Raw genomic sequence first — 18,212 nt, 5'->3', positions numbered from 1 at the left:
CAACGAGCTGCAGCCGCCAGTTGCGATGAGCGACTTGGCGGCTGCAGCTTGTTACGTGACTAGAATGCCTCCTCGCGCTGGCCCGCAGTGCGGGCATCTGAATGCCTGCTCCATGCAGGGCGTCGACCGATATTCCAGAGGTTCTCGACCCCTGACCGAGGTGAAACAGCAAGGACCCGATGGTCGGCGGTCTCGCTGTGCTCTCCGCTGCACGATCACGCTGTGCGGACCGCGTCACTGCGAGCCTGCAACGCGTTCAGGGAAGACCTCCGGGCCGCCTGAAGTCATGACGCGCTTTGCAGCTGCAGGCCGAACACAGAGCCTTTATCCCAAGAACATCAGGAAAAATGCAGAAAAACATGGTTCACCTTTACTCCGCTGTCGCACTGCTGCTAGCCAGCACCTTGGCAATGGCCCAACCCGCGGACCTGCTGCGCAAGGCACAGGCGGGGGATGCCCAGGCACAGCTTGACCTGGGTCAGATGTACGCAGATGGCCGTGAGGTGTTGCAAAGCGACGAGAAAGCCGCGCAATGGTTTGGCCTGGCAGCCGCACAAGGCAACGCCTTGAGCCAGAGCAATCTCGGCCTGATGTATGACCGCGGCCGCGGTGTGGCGCAGAGCGATCAGGAGGCCGTCAAGTGGTACCGCCTCTCGGCGGCACAGGGGGAGGCCAACGGCCAGTTCAATCTTGGCGTCATGTACGAAGACGGCCGCGGGGTGGAACAAAGCGATCAGGAAGCCGTCAAGTGGTATCGGCTTGCAGCTGCGCAGAACCTTCTCGATGCTCAGTACAACCTGGGGCTGATGTATGTCAGCGGCCGCGGGGTGGAGCAAAGCGATCAGGAAGCCGCCAAATGGTTTGGCATAACGGCCGCCAAGGGCCACGACTCGGGCCAGGCCAACCTCGCCGTGATGTATGCCACCGGTCGCGGCGTGCCGCTCGACGAGAAGGAGGCAGCCAGACTGCTGGGCCTGGCCGCGGAACAGGGCAATGCGACGGCCCAGGTCAACCTCGGCACGATGTTTGAGGAAGGCCGCGGCGTCAAGCGCAGCCTGTCTCAGGCCTATTTCTGGTATTCCTTGGCGGCCGCCCAGGGCCTGGAGGACACGGTGTCGCTGCGCAATGCAGTCGCCCAGAAGCTCAAGCCTGCAGAGCGCGCCACCCTGGACAAGAAAATCAGTGCCTGGAAACCCAAGACGACAAATCGCTGAACTTGCGCGTTCGAAACAGCAACTCCCTATCGACAGGCAATCCATGAAAAAGCAATTCAGCCATCTCCTTTGCGCAGCCGCCCTGCTGCTCTCCAGCCCTCTGGCCATCGCGCAATCGGCCGACCTGCTGCAAAAAGCCCAGGCGGGCGATGCCCAGGCGCAGTTCAAGCTCGCGGCGGTCTATCTCACGGGCCGCGGTGGGCCTAAGAATGATGACGAAGCCGCCAAGTGGTTCATGTTGGCCGCAAAGCAGGGCCACGCCGAAAGCCAGTCCAATATCGGTCTGATGTACGGCCGCGGACGCGGCGTGCCGCAAAGCGATGAGGAGGCCGTCAAATGGTATCGCCTGGCCGCAGAACAAGGCGATGCCGATGGTCTGTTCAACCTCGCCGTGATGTATGACGACGGACGGGGCGTGGCTGAGAACCAGGAAGAAGCCGTCAGGCTGTACCGCCTTGCCGTGGCACAAAACCATGTATCGAGCCAGAGCAATCTCGGCTATATGTACGACCATGGCCGTGGCGTGGCGCAAGACAGCAAGGAGGCCTTCAAGTGGTACATGATTGCGGCAGAGCAAGGAGATGCCAATAGCCAGTTCAACGTGGGCTCCATGTATGCCTTGGGCCGCGGTGTCAGCCAAAGCTGGCCCCAGGCTTATTTCTGGGCGCTGTTGGCAGCCAAGGATGGCGAGAAGGATTCGGCCAAGCAGCAGGAAATCATTGCCAAGAAATTGAAGCCGGCGCAACGGGCCAAGATCCAGCAGCAGGTGCAGGAGTGGAAGCCCAAGGCCGGCAACTCCTGACCTCCGGCCAGAGGTCGTGGCGGCTTGCAGCGCAGCAAGCCGCCGACAACACAGATCAGATCACTGCAAACGGCTTGGGATAGGTGCCTGGCAACAGAATCTCTTTGCCGACATGGTTGATATTGGTGTGCCCGCAAAAGGCCATGGTGGTATCGAGCTCCTTGTGGATGATCTGCAGCGCCTTGCTCACGCCGGCCTGACCATAAGCACCCAGGCCATAGAGGAAGCTGCGACCTATCATCGTGCCTTGCGCACCCAGTGCGCGGGCCTTGAGCACGTCCTGACCACTGCGAATGCCGCCATCCATCCAGACTTCGATGTCCTTGCCCGCAGCCTCTGCAATCGATGGCAAGGCTGCAATCGAAGAAGGCGCACCGTCAAGCTGACGGCCGCCATGGTTGCTGACCACCAGCGCGTCAGCACCGCTTTGTGCAGCCAGACGCGCATCTTCGGCATCCATCACGCCCTTGAGAATGATCTTGCCGCCCCAGAGCTTCTTGATCCATTCCACATCGCTCCAGTTCAGTGACGGATCGAACTGATCTGCCGTCCAGGACGACAGCGAGGACACATCGCCCACACCATCCACATGGCCGACGATATTGCCGAAGCTGCGGCGCTTGGTTCCCAGCATTCCCAGGCACCAGTGCGGCTTGGTCGCGAGATTGATGAGGTTTGCCAGCGTGGGCTTGGGCGGTGTGGACAGCCCGTTCTTGATGTCCTTGTGGCGCTGTCCAAGGATCTGCAGGTCCAGCGTCACCACCAGCGCCGAGCAGTTGGCCGCCTTGGCACGATTGATCAGGCGCTCCATGAAGGCCTTGTCGCGCATCACATAGAGCTGGAACCAGAACGGATGGCGATCGGTGTGCTCGGCTATGTCCTCTAGCGAACAGATGCTCATGGTGGACAGAGTGAACGGCACGCCAAAGGCCTTGGCGGCCTTGGCTCCAAGAATCTCGCCATCGGCATGCTGCATGCCCGTCAGGCCCGTGGGCGCAATCGCCACCGGCATCGCGACCTCCTCGCCGATCATGGTGGTGCGCGTGCTGCGCCCTTCCATGTTCACGGCCACACGCTGACGCAGCTTGATGCTCTGGAACTCGTCTTCGTTGGCCCGGTATGTGCCCTGGGTGTAAGAGCCCGAATCGGCGTAGTCATAGAACATGCGCGGCACACGACGCTTGGCCACCACACGCAGGTCTTCGATACAGGTGATTTTGGAAAGATCGCTCACGACTTCTAGCCTTGTAATTGGAATTGAACCCGATGGTAGCCCTCATCGCCGCTATCGGCGTTGCACTATGGTTTGAAGTGATTTATGCCGGTTTTGAAATTTTCTTCAGCGAGTAAAAATCAAGGGCTAATGCTAGGTATGCAAGCCTATTCGCACAGCGACCATCCCTGTCACCACAACAAACAGGAGACAACACAGATGGTTTGGCAACAGGTCTACGACCCCCTATCGAATATGTGGCTATCCACATTGCTTGCGGCCATTCCGGTCGTGGTGATGCTGGTGGGCCTGGGCTTTCTGCACATGAAGGCCCACCTGGCCGCAGGCGCAGGCCTGATTGCAGCGCTGCTGATTGCAGTCTTTGTCTACAACATGCCCGGTGAAATGGCGGGGCGTGCCGCCTTGTTCGGCGGCTTCACCGGCCTGCTGCCCATTGGCTGGATTGTGCTGAACATCATCTTCCTGCATCAGCTGACCGAGCAGAACGGCAGCTTCAAGGTGCTGCAGGACTCACTCTCCGGCATCACCGAAGACCGCCGCATCCAGCTGCTGCTCATTGCCTTCTCCTTCGGCGCCTTTTTTGAAGGCGCTGCCGGCTTCGGCACGCCCGTGGCCGTGACGGCAGCCATTCTGATCGGCCTGGGCTTTTCGCCGCTGGCGGCATCCGGTCTGTCGCTGATCGCCAACACCGCTCCCGTGGCCTTCGGCGCCCTGGGCACGCCTGTCATCACGCTGGCCAAGGTCCATGGCTACGATCTGATGGAAGTGACCGCCATGATCGGCCGCCAGTTGCCCTTCTTCTCGGTGCTGGTGCCGTTCTGGCTGATCTGGGCCTTTGCCGGTCGCAAGGGCATGATGGAGATCTGGCCCGCGATTCTGGTCACCGGCCTGTCGTTTGCCATTCCCCAATATCTGGTCTCCAACTTCATCGGCCCAGAGCTGGTGGACATCATCGCGGCCATTGTTTCCATGGCCAGCCTGATCCTGTTCCTGCGCGTGTGGCAGCCCAAGAAGATCTGGACCTCTGCCTCGCTGCGCGGCAAGGATGTCAGCGCCTCCGAAGTCAAGCCGCCCCAGCCCGTGACCCAACACAGCAAGAGCGCGCTGATTGCCGCCTGGACCCCCTGGATCATTCTCTCGGTGTTTGTGTTCATCTGGGGCCTGCCGCCGGTCAAGGCCTGGCTCAACAGCCTGTTTGCCCCCGCCTTCCCCATGACGGGCCTGCACAATCTGATCGAGAAAATGCCGCCCGTGGTGCCCCAGCCGACCAAGGAAGGCGCGGTCTACACGCTGAACTTGCTGTCGGCCACCGGAACAGCCATTCTGTTCTCTGCCATCGTCAGCGCCTTCGTCATGAAGTACAACCCGGTGACCATAGTGCGCACCTTCTTCAAGACCACCTGGCTAGTGCGCTACTCGCTGCTGACCATCGTGCTGATGCTGGCCCTGGGCACGCTGACACGCTACTCGGGCACCGACACCACCCTGGGCCTGGCCTTTGCCAACACCGGAGTGTTCTACCCCTTCTTCGGAACGCTGATGGGCTGGCTGGGCGTGGCGCTCACGGGCTCGGACACGGCGTCCAACGTGCTGTTCGGCGGCATGCAGAAGGTCGCCGCCGACCAGTTGGGCCTGTCCCCCAACCTCATGGGTGCCGCCAACAGCTCGGGCGGCGTGATGGGCAAGATGATCGATGCGCAATCCATTGTCGTGGCTTCGACCGCCACCCGCTGGTTCAACCGTGAGGGCGATATCCTGCGCTATGTGTTCTTCCACTCCATCGCCCTGGCCTGCCTGATGGGCCTGTTCGTCACCATGCAGGCCTATGTCTGGCCGTTCAAGCTGATGGTGAACTGAGCACCCGAGCTGCTTCGCGGCTCGCCCCGACGGGGGCCACATCTTCGCCGCGATGCGACGGAGCCGCCCAGGCCCTTGCTCGGTATCTCAGGCCTGGGCCGCGGCGGTTTGAGCCGCCTCGCATACCACCCTTGCCCAGCCCACCAAGTGGGCATCCCTGCAGCCGCAGCGCCTTCGGGCCTGCGGCTTTTTTGCGCCTTTTTTGCGCCTTTTTTGGAGGATTGCTGGAATACCAATCCTCAAATTGGTATTACCAATTAATTCTAGAAATCAAGGGAAAACCACTAATTTATAGCTAGAAACCCATTTCTATAATCCACCCCACCATAAACCACCGTCAATTGGTAATACCAATTTAACAAGCAAGGCTGAGTAACGCTGCATGGCAGCGTCCGGTGCAGGGCGACGTGGTTGTTTACAGAATTGACGGGGAAGCTTCTGGACGCTCAGGAGGGTTGCCCTCCCCGCGCATATCCAGGAGATCAAGGCAATGCAAGAAATCTGGTCGCAGAACTACGACCCCGCAGGCAATGTGTGGGTGTCGGCGCTGGTGGCGCTGATACCCATCATCTTTTTCTTTCTCGCACTGACCAAGCTGCGCCTCAAGGGCTATGTGGCGGGCACCATCACGGTGGCGCTGTCTCTGGCCGTGGCGCTGCTCTTTTATCGCATGCCGGTCGCCAACGCGCTGGCCGCGGGCGTCTACGGCTTCTTCTACGGTCTGTGGCCGATCGCCTGGATCATTGTCGCGGCGGTCTTTCTCTACAAGGTCTCGGTCAAGACCGGACAGTTCGACATCATCCGCTCGTCGATCCTCTCCGTCACCGAAGACCAGCGCCTGCAGCTGATCCTGGTGGGCTTTTGCTTCGGTGCCTTCCTCGAGGGAGCCGCCGGTTTCGGCGCCCCCGTGGCCATCACGGCGGCGCTGCTGGTGGGCCTGGGCTTCAGGCCTTTGTATGCGGCCGGCCTGTGCCTGATCGGCAATACCGCCCCCGTGGCGTTCGGCGCCATGGGCATTCCCGTCATCGTGGCCGGTCAGGTCTCGGGCGTCGATGTCATGGCCATCAGCCAGATGGCCGGCCGCCAGCTGCCGTTCATGACCATCATCGTGCTGTTCTGGCTCATGGCCATCATGGACGGCTGGCGCGGCGTCAAGGAAACCTGGCCTGCGGTGCTGGTGGGCGGCGGCAGCTTTGCACTCGGACAGTTTCTGACGGCCAACTACATCGGCCCCGAACTGCCGGACATCACTTCGGCAATCTTCGCCCTGGTGACACTGACCACTTTCCTCAAGTTCTGGCAGCCCAAGCGCATCTTCCGCTTCGACACCGAGCCGGGCGCGGCAAAGATCCAGACGACGGCCCCTGCCAAGCTGACAACCGGCATGGTGATCAAGGCCTGGTCGCCCTTCATCATCCTCACGGCCATGGTGACCATCTGGAGCCTCAAGCCCTTCAAGGCGCTGTTCGCCTCGGGCGGCGCACTGTCCGGCACGGTCTTCAGCATTCCGGTACCCATGCTGCACAATCTGGTGCAGAAAATGGCACCCGTCGTCGCCGCGCCCACGCCCTATGGCGCGGTCTATTCCTTCAACTGGCTCTCGGCCACGGGAACCGCGATCCTGATCGCCGCCGTGCTCGCCATTCTTTTGCTGCGCCTCAAGCCAGCCGTGGCAGTCCAGACCCTGGGCGAGACCTTCAAGGAACTGGCCTTGCCCATCTACTCCATCGGCATGGTGCTGGCCTTCGCCTTCATCGCCAACTACTCCGGCCTGTCCACCACGCTGGCCATGGCGCTGGCCCATACAGGCAAGGCCTTTGCGTTCTTCTCGCCCTTCCTGGGCTGGATCGGCGTGTTCCTCACGGGATCCGACACCTCGGCCAATGCGCTGTTCGGCGCCCTGCAGGCCACGACGGCAGCGCAGCTGGGGCTGCCCGAGGTTCTGGCCGTGACGGCCAACACCACCGGCGGCGTGACCGGCAAGATGATCTCGCCCCAGTCCATCGCCATTGCCTGCGCAGCCGTAGGCCTGGCCGGCAAGGAATCGGACCTGTTTCGCTTTACCGTCAAGCACAGCCTGGCCTTCCTGGTGCTGATCGGCATCATCTGCACTCTGCAGGCTTATGTGTTTCCGTGGATGATTCCCACCACCTGAAACTCCTGCCAGACCCCATGCCCGCCATCCGCCTGTCCGACCGCGTTGCCCAGCAGTTGCTGGAGCTGATCCAGAGCACCCAGCTCCAGAGCGGCGCAAAGCTACCGACCGAGCGGGCACTGGCCGAGCAACTGGGGGTCTCGCGCACGGCACTGCGCGAGGCCATACAGAAGCTTGCCAGCCGAGGTGTGCTCGAAAGCCGCGTGGGCGCCGGCACCTTTGTCGGCTCGCGCGTGCCGCTGTGGCACGAACAAGCCGTCGCACCGCTGGAATCCTTGCTGCGCGACGACCCCCAATATCGCTACGACGTGCTGGAAGCACGCCAGGCCCTGGAGCTCAGCACTGCCTGGTATGCGGCCCAACGTGCCACCGACAAGGACAAGGACCGCATCCGCCACTGTTTCGACGATATGCTGCGCCACCAGCAGGCGCGCGATGCCGCCAGTGCGGCCCGCTCCGATGCGCAGTTTCATCTGGCGATTGCCGAGGCTTCGCACAACGCCGTGCTGGTTCAGCTCATGGGCAGCCTCTTCGAGCTGGTGCTGGGCACCGTGGCCCAGAACCGGCGCCTGATGTTCGTGCATGATGATCTCTCGACGCTGGAGCATCTGACTGCGCAGCACCGCAATCTCATGCAGGCCATTGTCGACGGCGAGCCGGAGCAGGCCAGAAGCGCCATCGGCCAGCACCTGGCCTATGTTCACGAAAAGCTGTCCGAGTCGGATGCCGAAGCGGCCCGACGCAAGCGGCTGGATCGTTTCTCCTCTTCCTCCGCCATTTTTTCATGATCATCTCCTCCACCACCGACTACCGTGCGGCTGCGCAAAAGCGCCTGCCGCCCTTTCTGTTCCACTACCTCGACGGCGGCGCCTATGCCGAGAAGACGCTGGCTCGCAATGTCGACGACCTGGCCGACGTGGCCCTGCGCCAGCGCGTGCTCAAGGACATGAGCCAGCTCGATACCAGCATCGAGCTGTTCGGCGAGAAGTTCTCGATTCCCGTGGCGCTGGCTCCCGTGGGGCTGACCGGCATGTTCGCCCGCCGCGGCGAAGTGCAGGCCGCCATGGCCGCTGACAAGAAGGGCATCCCCTTCACCATGTCCAGCGTCTCGGTCTGCCCCATCGAGGAAGTCGCACCCAAGCTGGGCCGACCGATGTGGTTCCAGCTCTATGTGCTCAAGGACCGGGGCTTCATGAAGAACGCGCTGGAGCGCGCCCAGGCTGCTGGCGTCTCCACCCTGGTCTTTACCGTGGACATGCCCGTGCCCGGCGCCCGCTATCGCGACGCGCACTCGGGCATGAGCGGCCCCAACGCCGCCATGCGCCGCTATCTGCAGGCCGTGACCCATCCACACTGGGCCTTGGACGTGGGCCTGATGGGCCGCCCGCACACGCTGGGCAATATCTCCACCTACAAGGGCCAGAACGTCTCGCTCGAAGACTATATGGGCTATCTGGGCGCGAACTTCGACCCCTCGATCTCGTGGTCGGACCTGGAATGGATCCGCGACTTCTGGAAGGGTCCCATGCTGATCAAAGGCATCCTCGACCCCGAGGACGCCAGGGATGCCGTGCGCTTCGGCGCTGACGGCATCATCGTCTCCAACCATGGCGGGCGCCAACTCGACGGCGTGCTCTCGTCGACACGCGCCCTGCCTGCCATTGCCGATGCCGTCAAGGGCCAGATCAAGATCCTGGCCGACTCGGGCGTGCGCAACGGCCTGGACATCGTGCGCCTGCTGGCCCTGGGCGCGGACTGCACCATGATAGGCCGTGCCTTCGTCTACGCGCTGGCCGCCGAGGGCGAGGCCGGTGTGAGCAATCTGCTGAACCTGCTCGAAAAGGAAATGCGCGTGGCCATGACGCTGACCAGCGTCAAGAAGGTCTCGGAGATCACGGGCGATCTATTGGTGCGCTGAGCACCTCTGTGAGACGGCACTGCTGCCTCCCGATGGTTTCGCTTGAGGGCAGGACTTTCCAGCGGCCATGCCCTTGCTGCAAACCGCTGGCCCAGACCAGCGGCTTTTCATGTCTATCTTTTTTTCTTGATGTCCTCGGGACCGGCAACCAGTGCCCCGGCACCGCGCACCTCAAGCGCAATGCTGTCCAGCACCTTGCCAGAGGCATCGAGCAGCTCCAGCCTGTGGCGCCCCGGCCAGGGCAGCCAGCCCAGCTGACTGCCGCGCCCCAGCTCGCGCTGCACCTCTCGCATCACGGGTTGGGCGTTCTTGTCTGCTGAGGCGGGCGCACCATACTGCCGGGTCACCAGCCGCCAGCGCAAGCTGCCGTCACGCCAGTCCTGCTCGGCCGCCATGCCGGCCTGGCGCGCCACCAGCTGCACGCGCTGGCTGTCAGGCGGAATATCGGGGTCCAGCGCCAAAATCGTGCCATTGGCCGGGCGCGAGATACGGACAGCGGACGCAGCTGTGGCACTGCCTAACTTGCTGGCTTTTTGCCTTGCAAGGTTTTTCTGTTCCGTGCTGCCAGCCACGTGATCCATGGCAAACAGTGATTGCTCGGTCCCTGCCACAAACCATTCTTCGCGTGCGCTTTCGATAGGCATGCCGCCGCTTGTCAACGCACCGAACTGCACTTGCTGCTGCAGCACACCGGTCGGAGCCCTGGGCGCACGGCTGGACAGGTTGCGATGCAAAAAGCCCATGATATCGGCCCAGATGGGCGCTGCGCCGCTGGTGCCGCTGACCGAATGCATGGCCTCGCCACCCGCATTGCCCACCCAGACGCCCACGGTGTAGCGCTCGGACCAGCCCACGGCCCAGTTGTCGCGCATATCCTTGCTGGTGCCGGTTTTCACAGCCGTCCAGAAGCGAGTGGCCAGCACGCTGTCCGTGCCGAACGTCGGTGCCCGCGCCATATTGTCGGAGAGGATGTCGCCCACGATAAAAGCTGCCCGCGCATCCAGTGCCTGCAGCGCGTCGTCGCCGGTGTTGCCGCCGGCCTTGCGGCTTTCAGCCTGAGGCAAGGCCCAACTCACGGGGCGATATTGACCACCATTGCCCAGTGCCCGATAGGCATTGGTCAGATTGAGCAGCGCGACCTCGCTGCTGCCCAGCGCCAGGCTGAAGCCGTAATAGCCCCCGCTTTCGCGCAGCGGCAGGCCCAGTTTCTTGAGCTGCTCGAAAAAGGCGTCGGGCGTGATCATGACCAGCGTGCGCACCGCAGGCACATTGAGCGAGGATGCCAGCGCCGTGCGCGCCGACACCCAGCCCTTGAAGCGCCGGTCGTAGTTCTGCGGAATGTAGAGGCCGTTCTGCGTGGGAATATGGGCCGATGAATCCTCGATCAGCGAGGCGGCCGTGATGCGCTTTTCGGCAATCGCCTGGGCGTAGAGAAAAGGCTTGAGCGTGGAGCCGGGCTGACGCAGCGCGGTGACGCCATCGACCTCGGACGCCTGGCTCAGCGTTCCTGAGGAGCCCACCCAGGCCAGGATCTCGCCTGTTCGGTTGTCCAGCACCACGGCCGCACCATCTTCCACATTGCGGCCCTGCAACTCGCGCAGATGCTGCTGCAGGCTGGCCACGGCAAAGCGCTGCAGGGGTGCGCTCAAGGTTGATCGCACCTGCTCCTGCCCCCTGTTCTGGGGCAACGCCAGCCAGCGCCGCGCGAAATGCGGAGCCACGCCCTCGCTGGCCAGCCATTGACGCCGTTGCAGCACGCTGGAGGTATAGAGCTGCATGGCCGAGCAATCCTTGGCCGCCACATCATCGGGCACCATCACCTGCAGCACGCCGCAGGCACGCTGGGCCACACGCTCGACCGAGGCATTGGGTGCACGCACCAGGGCCGCAGCAATGGCGGCCTCGCGCGCATCCAGCCCGTGGGCTGCCTTGCCGTACAGGCTTTGCGACAGCGCAGCTATACCCACGATCTCGCCGCGAAACGGCACCAGGTTCAGATAGGCCTCGAGAATCTGATCCTTGCGCCAGCGCCTGTCCAGCACCTGGGCCGCCACGGCCTGCCCCACCTTCTGCACCACGCTGCGCCCGCCCGGTCCCTGACGCCAGTCTCCATCCAGCAGACCGGCGAGCTGCATGGTGATGGTGCTTGCGCCGCGCGTGCGCGTGTTCCAGAGGTTGCCCCAGGCGGCTGCGGTGACGGCAGCCCAGTCCACGCCGCTGTGCTCGTAGAAACGTTTGTCCTCGCTGAGCACCAGGGCCGTGCGCAGTGCCGGCGAGACATCGGCCAATGCCACCCAGGGACCGCGGCGCACTGTGCTGTCGGTGCGCAGGCGCTGCAGCACCTCGCCTTCGCGCGAAAGCAGCAGGGTCTCCGACGAGCGATGGTCGATGCGCACCTCGTCATAGCTGGACACGGCTTGGCTGCTGGCGGCAAGACCCAGCCATAAAGCGGCCGTCATGCCAACGGCTCGCCAGGACTGCTTCATTTTCGGGGGCGGGAAATACCGCTGCATGCCTTGTTCCATGTCTTTGTGCGCTGTTGGAAGTCAGCAGGCATTGTCCCAAAGATGGCATGGCAAACGGTCCGCTCAGACAAGCGGCAGCAAAAAAGCGGCTCGTTGGAGCCGCTTTTTCGAGATCAATGCCCTTCAAGCCGTGAACTTCTTGATCTTGAACGCCAGTATCACCATCAGCACACCGAAGATGACGGCATAGGTCGCCAGCACCCACAGCATGGCCATCATGCCCGCACCGGGTTGCATCAGCACGAAGATGCCGAACAACACTGAGAGCAGCCCCCCGAGCACCAGCACCCATTCGCCTTGAATTTCCTTGCGCAGACGCAGCGCCGCGACGATCTGCAGTACGCCGGTCATCAAGGCCCAGACGCCGATATAGATGGTCAGAACCAGCGCAGTAATCGCAGGGTTGATGACCGTGAGCACCCCCACCACCACACCCGTCAGCCCCCACAGCAAAACCACCCACCAGTGACGCGACTGCTGGCGGCTCTTGATGGCGGTGTAGATGCCTAGCAGGCCATCGACAAACACATAGGCGCCAAACACCAGCACCAGCGCGGCGGCGGATGCTGCGGGCTGCATCCAGGTCAGCACGCCGAAGATGATGGCGGCGGCGCCGCGCAACAACAGCACCCACCAGCTACGGTGCAACATGATGGACATGGACGGAATTTCTACAGACATGAAGACTCCTCTCTTTTAGAACGCGTTTACGTTCTCAGGGTTTCACAACAGTGCGACTTGTGCAGCCACTCGTCTCTCGAATCCAGCTCCGAACCTAGCAACAAGTTCAGCCCAGCGTCAACATCACAGGCTGGTGGTCAGAGGCCTGTGTGGCGCTGTCCACACTCCAAGTTTGCACTCTCTGACGCAGGCTGTCGCTGACCCATATCAAGTCACAGGCCCCGGGCTCTGCTCCCCAGGTTCTATCCACCAGTCTGAAGGTCGGCGGCTGCGGCTGCCCGGGATACAGCACATCCCAGCTATTGCGCCACTGCCCGGCCTGCAGACAGCCTTCCTCGCCGGCAGCCCAAGGTGCGGACAGAACGGCATATTCGGGCTCGTGCGGCTCGAAGTTGAAATCCCCGCAAAGCACGGCATGGCGTGTATGCGGCTTGGTTTGATAGGGCGAGCCATCGCTGGCCGGCTGCGGCGGGGCATCGGCCAGCGCGCAGGCCTGCATCTGCAGGGCACGCAGTGCGCCGGCCTGCGCCATGCGCTGACGCGTCGAAAAATATTCGAGATGCGTGGTCATGATGCGTACCGGCCCCAGCGCCGCGTCATAGACCGTGACCACAGAACACATGCGCTGCATGCAGCGCATGTCGGCTTCTGCCGGCATGGGCAGCAGATAGTGCTGAACCAGCAGCACCGGCAGCCGCGTGGCAATCAGATTGCCAAAACGCTGATGGCCGCTGGACGTGAACTCATCGACCGATGCGCCAAAGAAAATCTGCCAGCCCGGCAACAGCGCCTTCAGCTCGGCCGGCTGATCGCCGGGCCGGCCCTGCAGATCGGGGTAGTTGACGGCGATTTCCTGCAGGCACAGCACATCCAGTCCGCCGGCCTGCTCGCCCATTTGCAGCGCGTGACGCACGATGCGCTCCACACTGACCAGTCCATCCATGCCGCAGCACCATTGCACGTTCCAAGTCAGGATATTCATCTTGTCGCGTCTTTCCAGATTGAAAATGTCTGAAGCCCTGGCAGCCACTATTTTTACAGCTGCTGATCAGACCAAGGTCTCGCGCAACTGGAACACATTGCCCTCCTTGTCCATGGCATTGCAGGCCGCAAAGCCAGGACCTTGCCAACGCTCGTCAAACACCTGTCCGCCCAGCGCCTGCGCAGCGCCTTGGGCCTCGGCAATCGCCGGCACGGTGACGAAGAACTTGAGAGCTACATCGGCACGGCGCTGCGGTGGCGTGCCGATCTTGACCCGCGCCGCAATCTCGGCAGGCAGCGCGTGAATCACCAGTTGCAAGGCGGCGGACTCCAGCACGATGATGTGCTCGTCCTCATGCAGTCGCTGCATGCCCAGAACCTGCTCATAGAAGCCTGCCAGACTCTGGAAATCCTTGGCATAAATCAGCACACCAGCAGCAGCGGGACCAGGCATTGTCAACTCCTCAAATGGCTTGACTGTATCCCAGTCACTTGATGCCCGCGCGCATGAAGCTTTGCACGAACTGGCGCTGGAACAGCAGGAATGCGATAAGCAGCGGCCCTGAAGTCATCAGTGTGGCGGCGCAGATGGTCGACCATTCCACGCCCGATTCCACGCTGGAGAAAACCTGCAGGCCCACGGTGAGCGGACGTGCCTGCACGCTGTTGGTGATGATCAGAGGCCAGAGAAAATTATTCCAGTGAAAGCTCACCGAAACCAGCGCAAACGCGGTGTAGACCGGCCTGGCCAGCGGTACGTAGACACGCCAGAGAATCTGCAGCGTACTGGCACCTTCCACGCGCGCGGCTTCGTCCAGCTCGCGGGGTATGCCCATAAAGGTCTGGCGCAGCAAAAAGATGGCAAAGGCCGAGGCGAAATACGGCAGACCTATGCCCACCAGGCTATCGACCGCTCCCAGCCGGGACATGGTCTGGTAGTTGGCCACCAGCAGGATGTCCGGCATGATCATCAGCTGTATCAGCACCAGCGCAAACGCCACATTGCTGCCGCGAAAGCGCAAGCGTGCAAAAGCAAATGCAGCCAGCGTGGACAGCAGCAGCTGCACCGCCAAAATCAAGGCCACCAGCAAGATGGTGTTGAGAAAATAGCGCGCAAACGGTGCGGCCTCCCAGGCATGGTGAAAGTTCTGCAGCGTCCAGGGCGCCGACAGATCCAGGCGTGTGGACGCATCGGAGGGGTGAAACGCCGTCCAGACCGCATAGGCCAGCGGCAGCAGCCACAGCAGCGCCAGCGTCCAGGCGGCCAGGGTGTCCAGCCATGAAGCGCCATAAAAGCTCACGCCCTGGCTTGCCCGGGCGCTCCTGCGCCCTGACAGAAATGCAGCAGCTGTCATTGATAGTGCACCTTTTTGTCCAGCACGAAGAACTGGAACAGTGCCACGGCAGCCAGCACCACGACCAGCACCACGGTGATGGCCGCTGCATAGCCGGTATCCCAGAACTTGAAGCCCACTTCGTAGAGGTGATAGAGCAGCAGCGTGGAGGCATTGTCCGGCCCGCCGCGCGTGAGAATGAACACATGGTCCACCAGCCGGAAGGCATTGATCACGGCGTTGACCAGGATGAACAGCGTGGTCGGCATGAGCAGCGGCCACTGCACGCGGCTCAGGAAATACCAGCGCGATGCGCCTTCGATGACCGCCGCCTCCTTGAGGCTGGGGTTGAGCGTCTGCAGCGCGGCCAGATAGAAGATCATGAAAAAGCCGGCCTCCTTCCACACGGCCACCAGCGTGATGCAGGCCAGGGCCGTGGATGGATCGCCCAGCCAGTTGTGCGCGTCCAGGCCCAGTGCGCCGCGCACCTGCTCCAGCAGTCCGTACTGAGGCGTGTAGAAGAACAGCCAGATATTGGCCACTGCAATCATGGGCAGCACCGTGGGCGTGAAATACGCCATGCGCAGCAAGGCCCGCCCCGCAAGCTTCTCGTTGACCCACAGCGCCATCAGCAAGGCCAGCCCCATGGACAGCGGAATGGTGGCAGCGGCAAACCAGAGGTTGTTGCGCACGGCCTGCCAGAACACGGGGTCGTCGACCATGAGCGCATAGTTTTCCAGCCCCACCCATTCGCCGGACTGACCGCCACGACCCGTGGCATGCAGGCTGTCGATCAACGTGGACAAGGCCGGCCAGTGCGTAAAGCCCAGCAGCAGTACCAGCGCCGGTATGAGCAGCAGCCAGGCATGCACGGCCTGCTTTCGCGCTGCGGCCTGCGCCAGCCTGCGGACGGCTCCGGATGACAAGGGCGCAGACATGGCGCCCTTGGCGGTTTCAAGCGCCGGACTGCTCATTACTTGTAGCGACGCAGAATGCGCTCGGACTCCTTCTGCGCGTCGTCCATGGCCTGGGCTGCGGTCTTGGTGCCGTTCAGGGCCGCCTGAATCGCATCGTTGAGCACCTTGGTCACGCGCTGGTTCTCATGGGTGGAATACTCGGCCACCGACACGGGCAGTTGATCGCGCGCCACCAGTGCCTGGGGAAACTCCTGGCCGTACTTCTTGAGTACGGGAGTCTCGTAGGCTGCGGGCGAGACAGCCACATAGCCGCTGTCCATGCTCCACTGCGCTGCACGCTCTGGCTGCGTCACCCATTTGGCAAACTCGAACGCAGCCTGCTGCTGATCCCTGGGCGCATTCTTGAAGATGTAGAAATTGCCCCCGCCCGTGGGCGAGCCCTTGCGGACATTGCCGGCGATCTGGCCCACGCCGAAGTCGAACTTGGCATTGGCGCGGATATTGGTGAGATTGCCCGTGGTCGTCACGATGATGGCGGCCTTCTTTTCCATGAAGTCCCTGGGCGTCGTGCCCCACTCCACCACACCTGCCGGGTGCACGCCGTCCTTGACCAGGCTGACCCAGAAGTTCAGCGCTTCCACCACCTTGGGGTGGTTGAGCATGACGCGGGTGCCGGACTCGTTGGCCAGCAGCACATCATTGGGCGTGGTCAGGGTCTGCAGCATCCAGTAGCCAAAGCCGGTGGACGGAATCTGGATGCCGTATTGCACGACCTTGCCGCTGGCGTCCTTCTTGGTCAGCTTGTGAGCTGCCTCCTTGAGTTCCTTCCAGTTCTGAGGCGCCTTGTCGGGGTTCAGGCCGGCCTCCTTGAAAGCTTCCTTGTTGTAGTACATCACCACGGTGGAGCGCTGAAAGGGCACGCCCCATGTCTTGCCACCGGTCTGGCTGTTGGCCATGAAGGCGGGGTAAAAGCCCTTGAGCCAGGCCTTGTCGGCATCGGTCTTCACGAAGTCGTCAATGGGCGCAATCGCGCCCTCGTCCATCAGCGTGAACATATCGGTGGACAGCAGCACCGAGGTCGCAGGCGCCTTGCCGGCCTTGTGCGCCGTCAGCGCCTTGACGATGGTTTCCTGATAGGTGCCGGCATAGATGGGCGTGATCTTGTATTGCGGATGCGCCTTGTTGAAGTCCGCCGCATAGCCGTCTATCACCTTGGTGATGGGGCCACCTACGGCCACGGGGTAATAGAAAGGCACTTCCAGCGGGGACTGCGCAAGAGCAGTGCCCGCCAGGCCAAGGCCGGCGGCAGCGGCGATCACGCCATGAACAAAGGTTTGACGACGCATGGGAATCTCTCCTCGGGATTTGCAGACAATGGGAAACGCTGGCGGCTCAGGCTGCAGCCAGCAAAGAGCGGGCGGATTCCACCGCCTGCCCGCAAACATGAATGCGCCCGCCCTGCGCATCGAACCAATGCGCAGCCTGCTGCGGCCAATACAGGATCACGCCTTGTCCAGGCCGCAGATCTGCATGGGCATGGCCGGGCACACGCGCCGTCAGCAGCTCGCTGCCCACCAGGCAGCGCAGCACCAGATCGGCACCCAGATATTCAAAGCCCTGCACGGTGGCCGGAATGCGCTTGCCATCGCCCTCAGCGGCGCCATCGGCATCGCGTGCCACGGCAATCACCTCGGGCCGCACGCCCAGCGCCTGCGGGTAGGCGCTGCCAGCCACCAGATCCGGGGCAACGACCACATCGCTGCCGGCAATCCGGTTGCCTTGCAGGGCCACGATGTTCATGGCAGGTGTGCCGATAAAGCGCGCGGCAAACGTGGTTGCGGGCCGGGCATAGATTTCACGCGGCCCGGCGGCCTGCTCCACCAGGCCCTTGTTGAGCAGCACCACCTGATCGGCCATGCTCATGGCCTCGGCCTGATCGTGGGTCACATAGACCACTGTCAGCCCCAGACGCTGCTGCAGCTCGCGCAGCTCGGCGCGCATTTCCTGGCGCAGCTGGGCATCGAGATTGGATAGCGGCTCGTCCATCAGACAGACCCTGGCCTGCGCCACCAGCGCACGGCCCAGCGCCACGCGTTGCTGCTGGCCGCCCGAGAGTTGCCCGGGCCGGCGCTCCAGCAGCGCCGTCAGCCCCAGCAGCTCGGCCGTTTGCGCAAGACGCTGCTCGCGCTCGGCCCTGGCAACCTTGCGCACTTGCAGACCGAACTGGATGTTGTCGGCCACGCTCAGATGCGGGAACAGCGCATAGTTCTGAAACACCATGGCAATGCCGCGCTCAGCGGGCGGCAGATGGGTGACGTCGCGACCATCGATGCGCACCGACCCCGAAGTGGGAATGTCCAGCCCGGCGATCATGCGCAAGGTGGTGGATTTGCCGCAGCCCGAAGGGCCGAGCAGGACGCAAAACGAGCCTGGTTCAATGCGCAGATTCACGGCACGCAGGGCCGTGGCGTCACCCCAGGATTTGGCGACGTTCTCCAGCTCGATCAAAGACATCTCGCCAGTCTAGGAAGACTGGATGACAACCGCGTGTCAACCCGGATTCTGCAAAAAACAGGAGCTACCTGCGCTTTCTA

At 62.5% G+C, this 18,212-nt stretch carries 15 protein-coding genes; 6 read left to right on the top strand and 9 right to left on the bottom strand.

Annotated elements, in window-relative coordinates; all coding sequences use genetic code 11:
- Nucleotides 1-410: 410 nt before the first annotated feature.
- Both P353_RS30135 and P353_RS02525 read left to right on the top strand, forming a co-directional pair.
- Nucleotides 411-1,214 (top strand): tetratricopeptide repeat protein, encoded by an 804-nt coding sequence (locus tag P353_RS30135; RefSeq protein ID WP_080750414.1) that lies wholly within the window; start codon nt 411-413, stop codon nt 1,212-1,214.
- Nucleotides 1,215-1,257: 43 nt separating this feature from the next.
- Nucleotides 1,258-2,016 carry a tetratricopeptide repeat protein gene (locus tag P353_RS02525; RefSeq protein ID WP_034364831.1) on the top strand — a complete coding sequence of 253 codons (759 nt, stop codon included), beginning with the start codon at nt 1,258-1,260 and terminating at the stop codon, nt 2,014-2,016.
- A 55-nt stretch (nt 2,017-2,071) separates the two neighbouring features.
- On the opposite strand, the gene P353_RS02520 is transcribed toward P353_RS02525, so the two are convergent.
- A complete protein-coding gene (locus P353_RS02520; protein WP_034364828.1) occupies nt 2,072-3,250 on the bottom strand; it encodes an alpha-hydroxy acid oxidase in 1,179 nt (392 codons plus the stop codon).
- Nucleotides 3,251-3,448: 198 nt separating this feature from the next.
- Between P353_RS02520 and P353_RS02515 the strand changes: the two genes are divergently transcribed.
- From P353_RS02515 to lldD, 4 genes are all read left to right on the top strand, one after another.
- Complete coding sequence (locus P353_RS02515; protein WP_034365456.1) at nt 3,449-5,107, top strand: L-lactate permease; 1,659 nt, start codon at nt 3,449-3,451, stop codon at nt 5,105-5,107.
- A gap of 490 nt (nt 5,108-5,597) precedes the next feature.
- Nucleotides 5,598-7,262, top strand: coding sequence for an L-lactate permease (gene lldP / locus P353_RS02510; protein ID WP_034364825.1), 1,665 nt, complete (start codon nt 5,598-5,600; stop codon nt 7,260-7,262).
- Between the two features lie 17 nt (nt 7,263-7,279).
- On the top strand, nt 7,280-8,050 hold the full coding sequence (lldR, locus tag P353_RS02505) for a transcriptional regulator LldR (protein WP_034364822.1): 771 nt from the start codon (nt 7,280-7,282) through the stop codon (nt 8,048-8,050).
- Nucleotides 8,047-9,180, top strand: coding sequence for an FMN-dependent L-lactate dehydrogenase LldD (gene lldD / locus P353_RS02500; protein WP_034364820.1), 1,134 nt, complete (start codon nt 8,047-8,049; stop codon nt 9,178-9,180). Before lldR ends, lldD begins: the two co-directional genes overlap by 4 nt.
- Before the next feature lie 113 nt (nt 9,181-9,293).
- Here the strand turns inward: lldD and pbpC are convergent, their stop codons facing one another.
- The 8 genes from pbpC to P353_RS02460 all read right to left on the bottom strand — a co-directional run bounded on the left by pbpC (nt 9,294) and on the right by P353_RS02460 (nt 18,132).
- The gene (gene pbpC / locus P353_RS02495; protein ID WP_052084637.1) at nt 9,294-11,666 is read right to left on the bottom strand and encodes a penicillin-binding protein 1C; all 2,373 of its coding nucleotides are present in this window, start codon (nt 11,664-11,666) and stop codon (nt 9,294-9,296) included.
- A gap of 162 nt (nt 11,667-11,828) precedes the next feature.
- Entirely contained in the window at nt 11,829-12,386 is a 558-nt protein-coding gene (locus tag P353_RS02490; RefSeq protein WP_034364817.1) for an HdeD family acid-resistance protein, read from the bottom strand.
- Between the two features lie 106 nt (nt 12,387-12,492).
- Nucleotides 12,493-13,368, bottom strand: a complete 876-nt coding sequence (locus P353_RS02485; RefSeq protein WP_034364814.1) for an endonuclease/exonuclease/phosphatase family protein — start codon at nt 13,366-13,368, stop codon at nt 12,493-12,495.
- Between the two features lie 66 nt (nt 13,369-13,434).
- Nucleotides 13,435-13,821, bottom strand: a complete 387-nt coding sequence (locus P353_RS02480; protein WP_034364812.1) for a VOC family protein — start codon at nt 13,819-13,821, stop codon at nt 13,435-13,437.
- 34 nt (nt 13,822-13,855) lie between these two features.
- Entirely contained in the window at nt 13,856-14,722 is an 867-nt protein-coding gene (locus P353_RS02475) for a carbohydrate ABC transporter permease (RefSeq protein WP_052084635.1), read from the bottom strand.
- Nucleotides 14,719-15,675 carry a carbohydrate ABC transporter permease gene (locus tag P353_RS02470; protein ID WP_232776200.1) on the bottom strand — a complete coding sequence of 319 codons (957 nt, stop codon included), beginning with the start codon at nt 15,673-15,675 and terminating at the stop codon, nt 14,719-14,721. Before P353_RS02470 ends, P353_RS02475 begins: the two co-directional genes overlap by 4 nt.
- Nucleotides 15,675-16,964 (bottom strand): ABC transporter substrate-binding protein, encoded by a 1,290-nt coding sequence (locus P353_RS02465; RefSeq protein ID WP_034364808.1) that lies wholly within the window; start codon nt 16,962-16,964, stop codon nt 15,675-15,677. The genes P353_RS02470 and P353_RS02465 overlap by 1 nt, the downstream gene beginning before the upstream one ends.
- A 46-nt stretch (nt 16,965-17,010) precedes the next feature.
- On the bottom strand, nt 17,011-18,132 hold the full coding sequence (locus tag P353_RS02460) for an ABC transporter ATP-binding protein (protein WP_034364805.1): 1,122 nt from the start codon (nt 18,130-18,132) through the stop codon (nt 17,011-17,013).
- Nucleotides 18,133-18,212: the final 80 nt, after the last annotated feature.

The sequence above is a fragment of the Comamonas testosteroni genome (assembly GCF_000761245.1).
GTDB lineage: Bacteria > Pseudomonadota > Gammaproteobacteria > Burkholderiales > Burkholderiaceae_C > Comamonas > Comamonas testosteroni_C.
Note: the sequence above shows the minus strand (reverse complement) of the source record. Positions and strands in the feature narration are given on the sequence as shown.

Coding starts and splice junctions, on each gene's coding strand:
- P353_RS30135 (WP_080750414.1), top strand. CDS start 411: ATGGCCCAACCCGCGGACCTGCTGCGCAAGGCACAGGCGGGGGATGCC.
- P353_RS02525 (WP_034364831.1), top strand. CDS start 1,258: ATGAAAAAGCAATTCAGCCATCTCCTTTGCGCAGCCGCCCTGCTGCTC.
- P353_RS02515 (WP_034365456.1), top strand. CDS start 3,449: ATGGTTTGGCAACAGGTCTACGACCCCCTATCGAATATGTGGCTATCC.
- lldP (WP_034364825.1), top strand. CDS start 5,598: ATGCAAGAAATCTGGTCGCAGAACTACGACCCCGCAGGCAATGTGTGG.
- lldR (WP_034364822.1), top strand. CDS start 7,280: ATGCCCGCCATCCGCCTGTCCGACCGCGTTGCCCAGCAGTTGCTGGAG.
- lldD (WP_034364820.1), top strand. CDS start 8,047: ATGATCATCTCCTCCACCACCGACTACCGTGCGGCTGCGCAAAAGCGC.
- pbpC (WP_052084637.1), bottom strand. CDS start 11,666: ATGAAGCAGTCCTGGCGAGCCGTTGGCATGACGGCCGCTTTATGGCTG.
- P353_RS02490 (WP_034364817.1), bottom strand. CDS start 12,386: ATGTCTGTAGAAATTCCGTCCATGTCCATCATGTTGCACCGTAGCTGG.
- P353_RS02485 (WP_034364814.1), bottom strand. CDS start 13,368: ATGAATATCCTGACTTGGAACGTGCAATGGTGCTGCGGCATGGATGGA.
- P353_RS02480 (WP_034364812.1), bottom strand. CDS start 13,821: ATGCCTGGTCCCGCTGCTGCTGGTGTGCTGATTTATGCCAAGGATTTC.
- P353_RS02475 (WP_052084635.1), bottom strand. CDS start 14,722: ATGACAGCTGCTGCATTTCTGTCAGGGCGCAGGAGCGCCCGGGCAAGC.
- P353_RS02470 (WP_232776200.1), bottom strand. CDS start 15,675: ATGAGCAGTCCGGCGCTTGAAACCGCCAAGGGCGCCATGTCTGCGCCC.
- P353_RS02465 (WP_034364808.1), bottom strand. CDS start 16,964: ATGCGTCGTCAAACCTTTGTTCATGGCGTGATCGCCGCTGCCGCCGGC.
- P353_RS02460 (WP_034364805.1), bottom strand. CDS start 18,132: ATGTCTTTGATCGAGCTGGAGAACGTCGCCAAATCCTGGGGTGACGCC.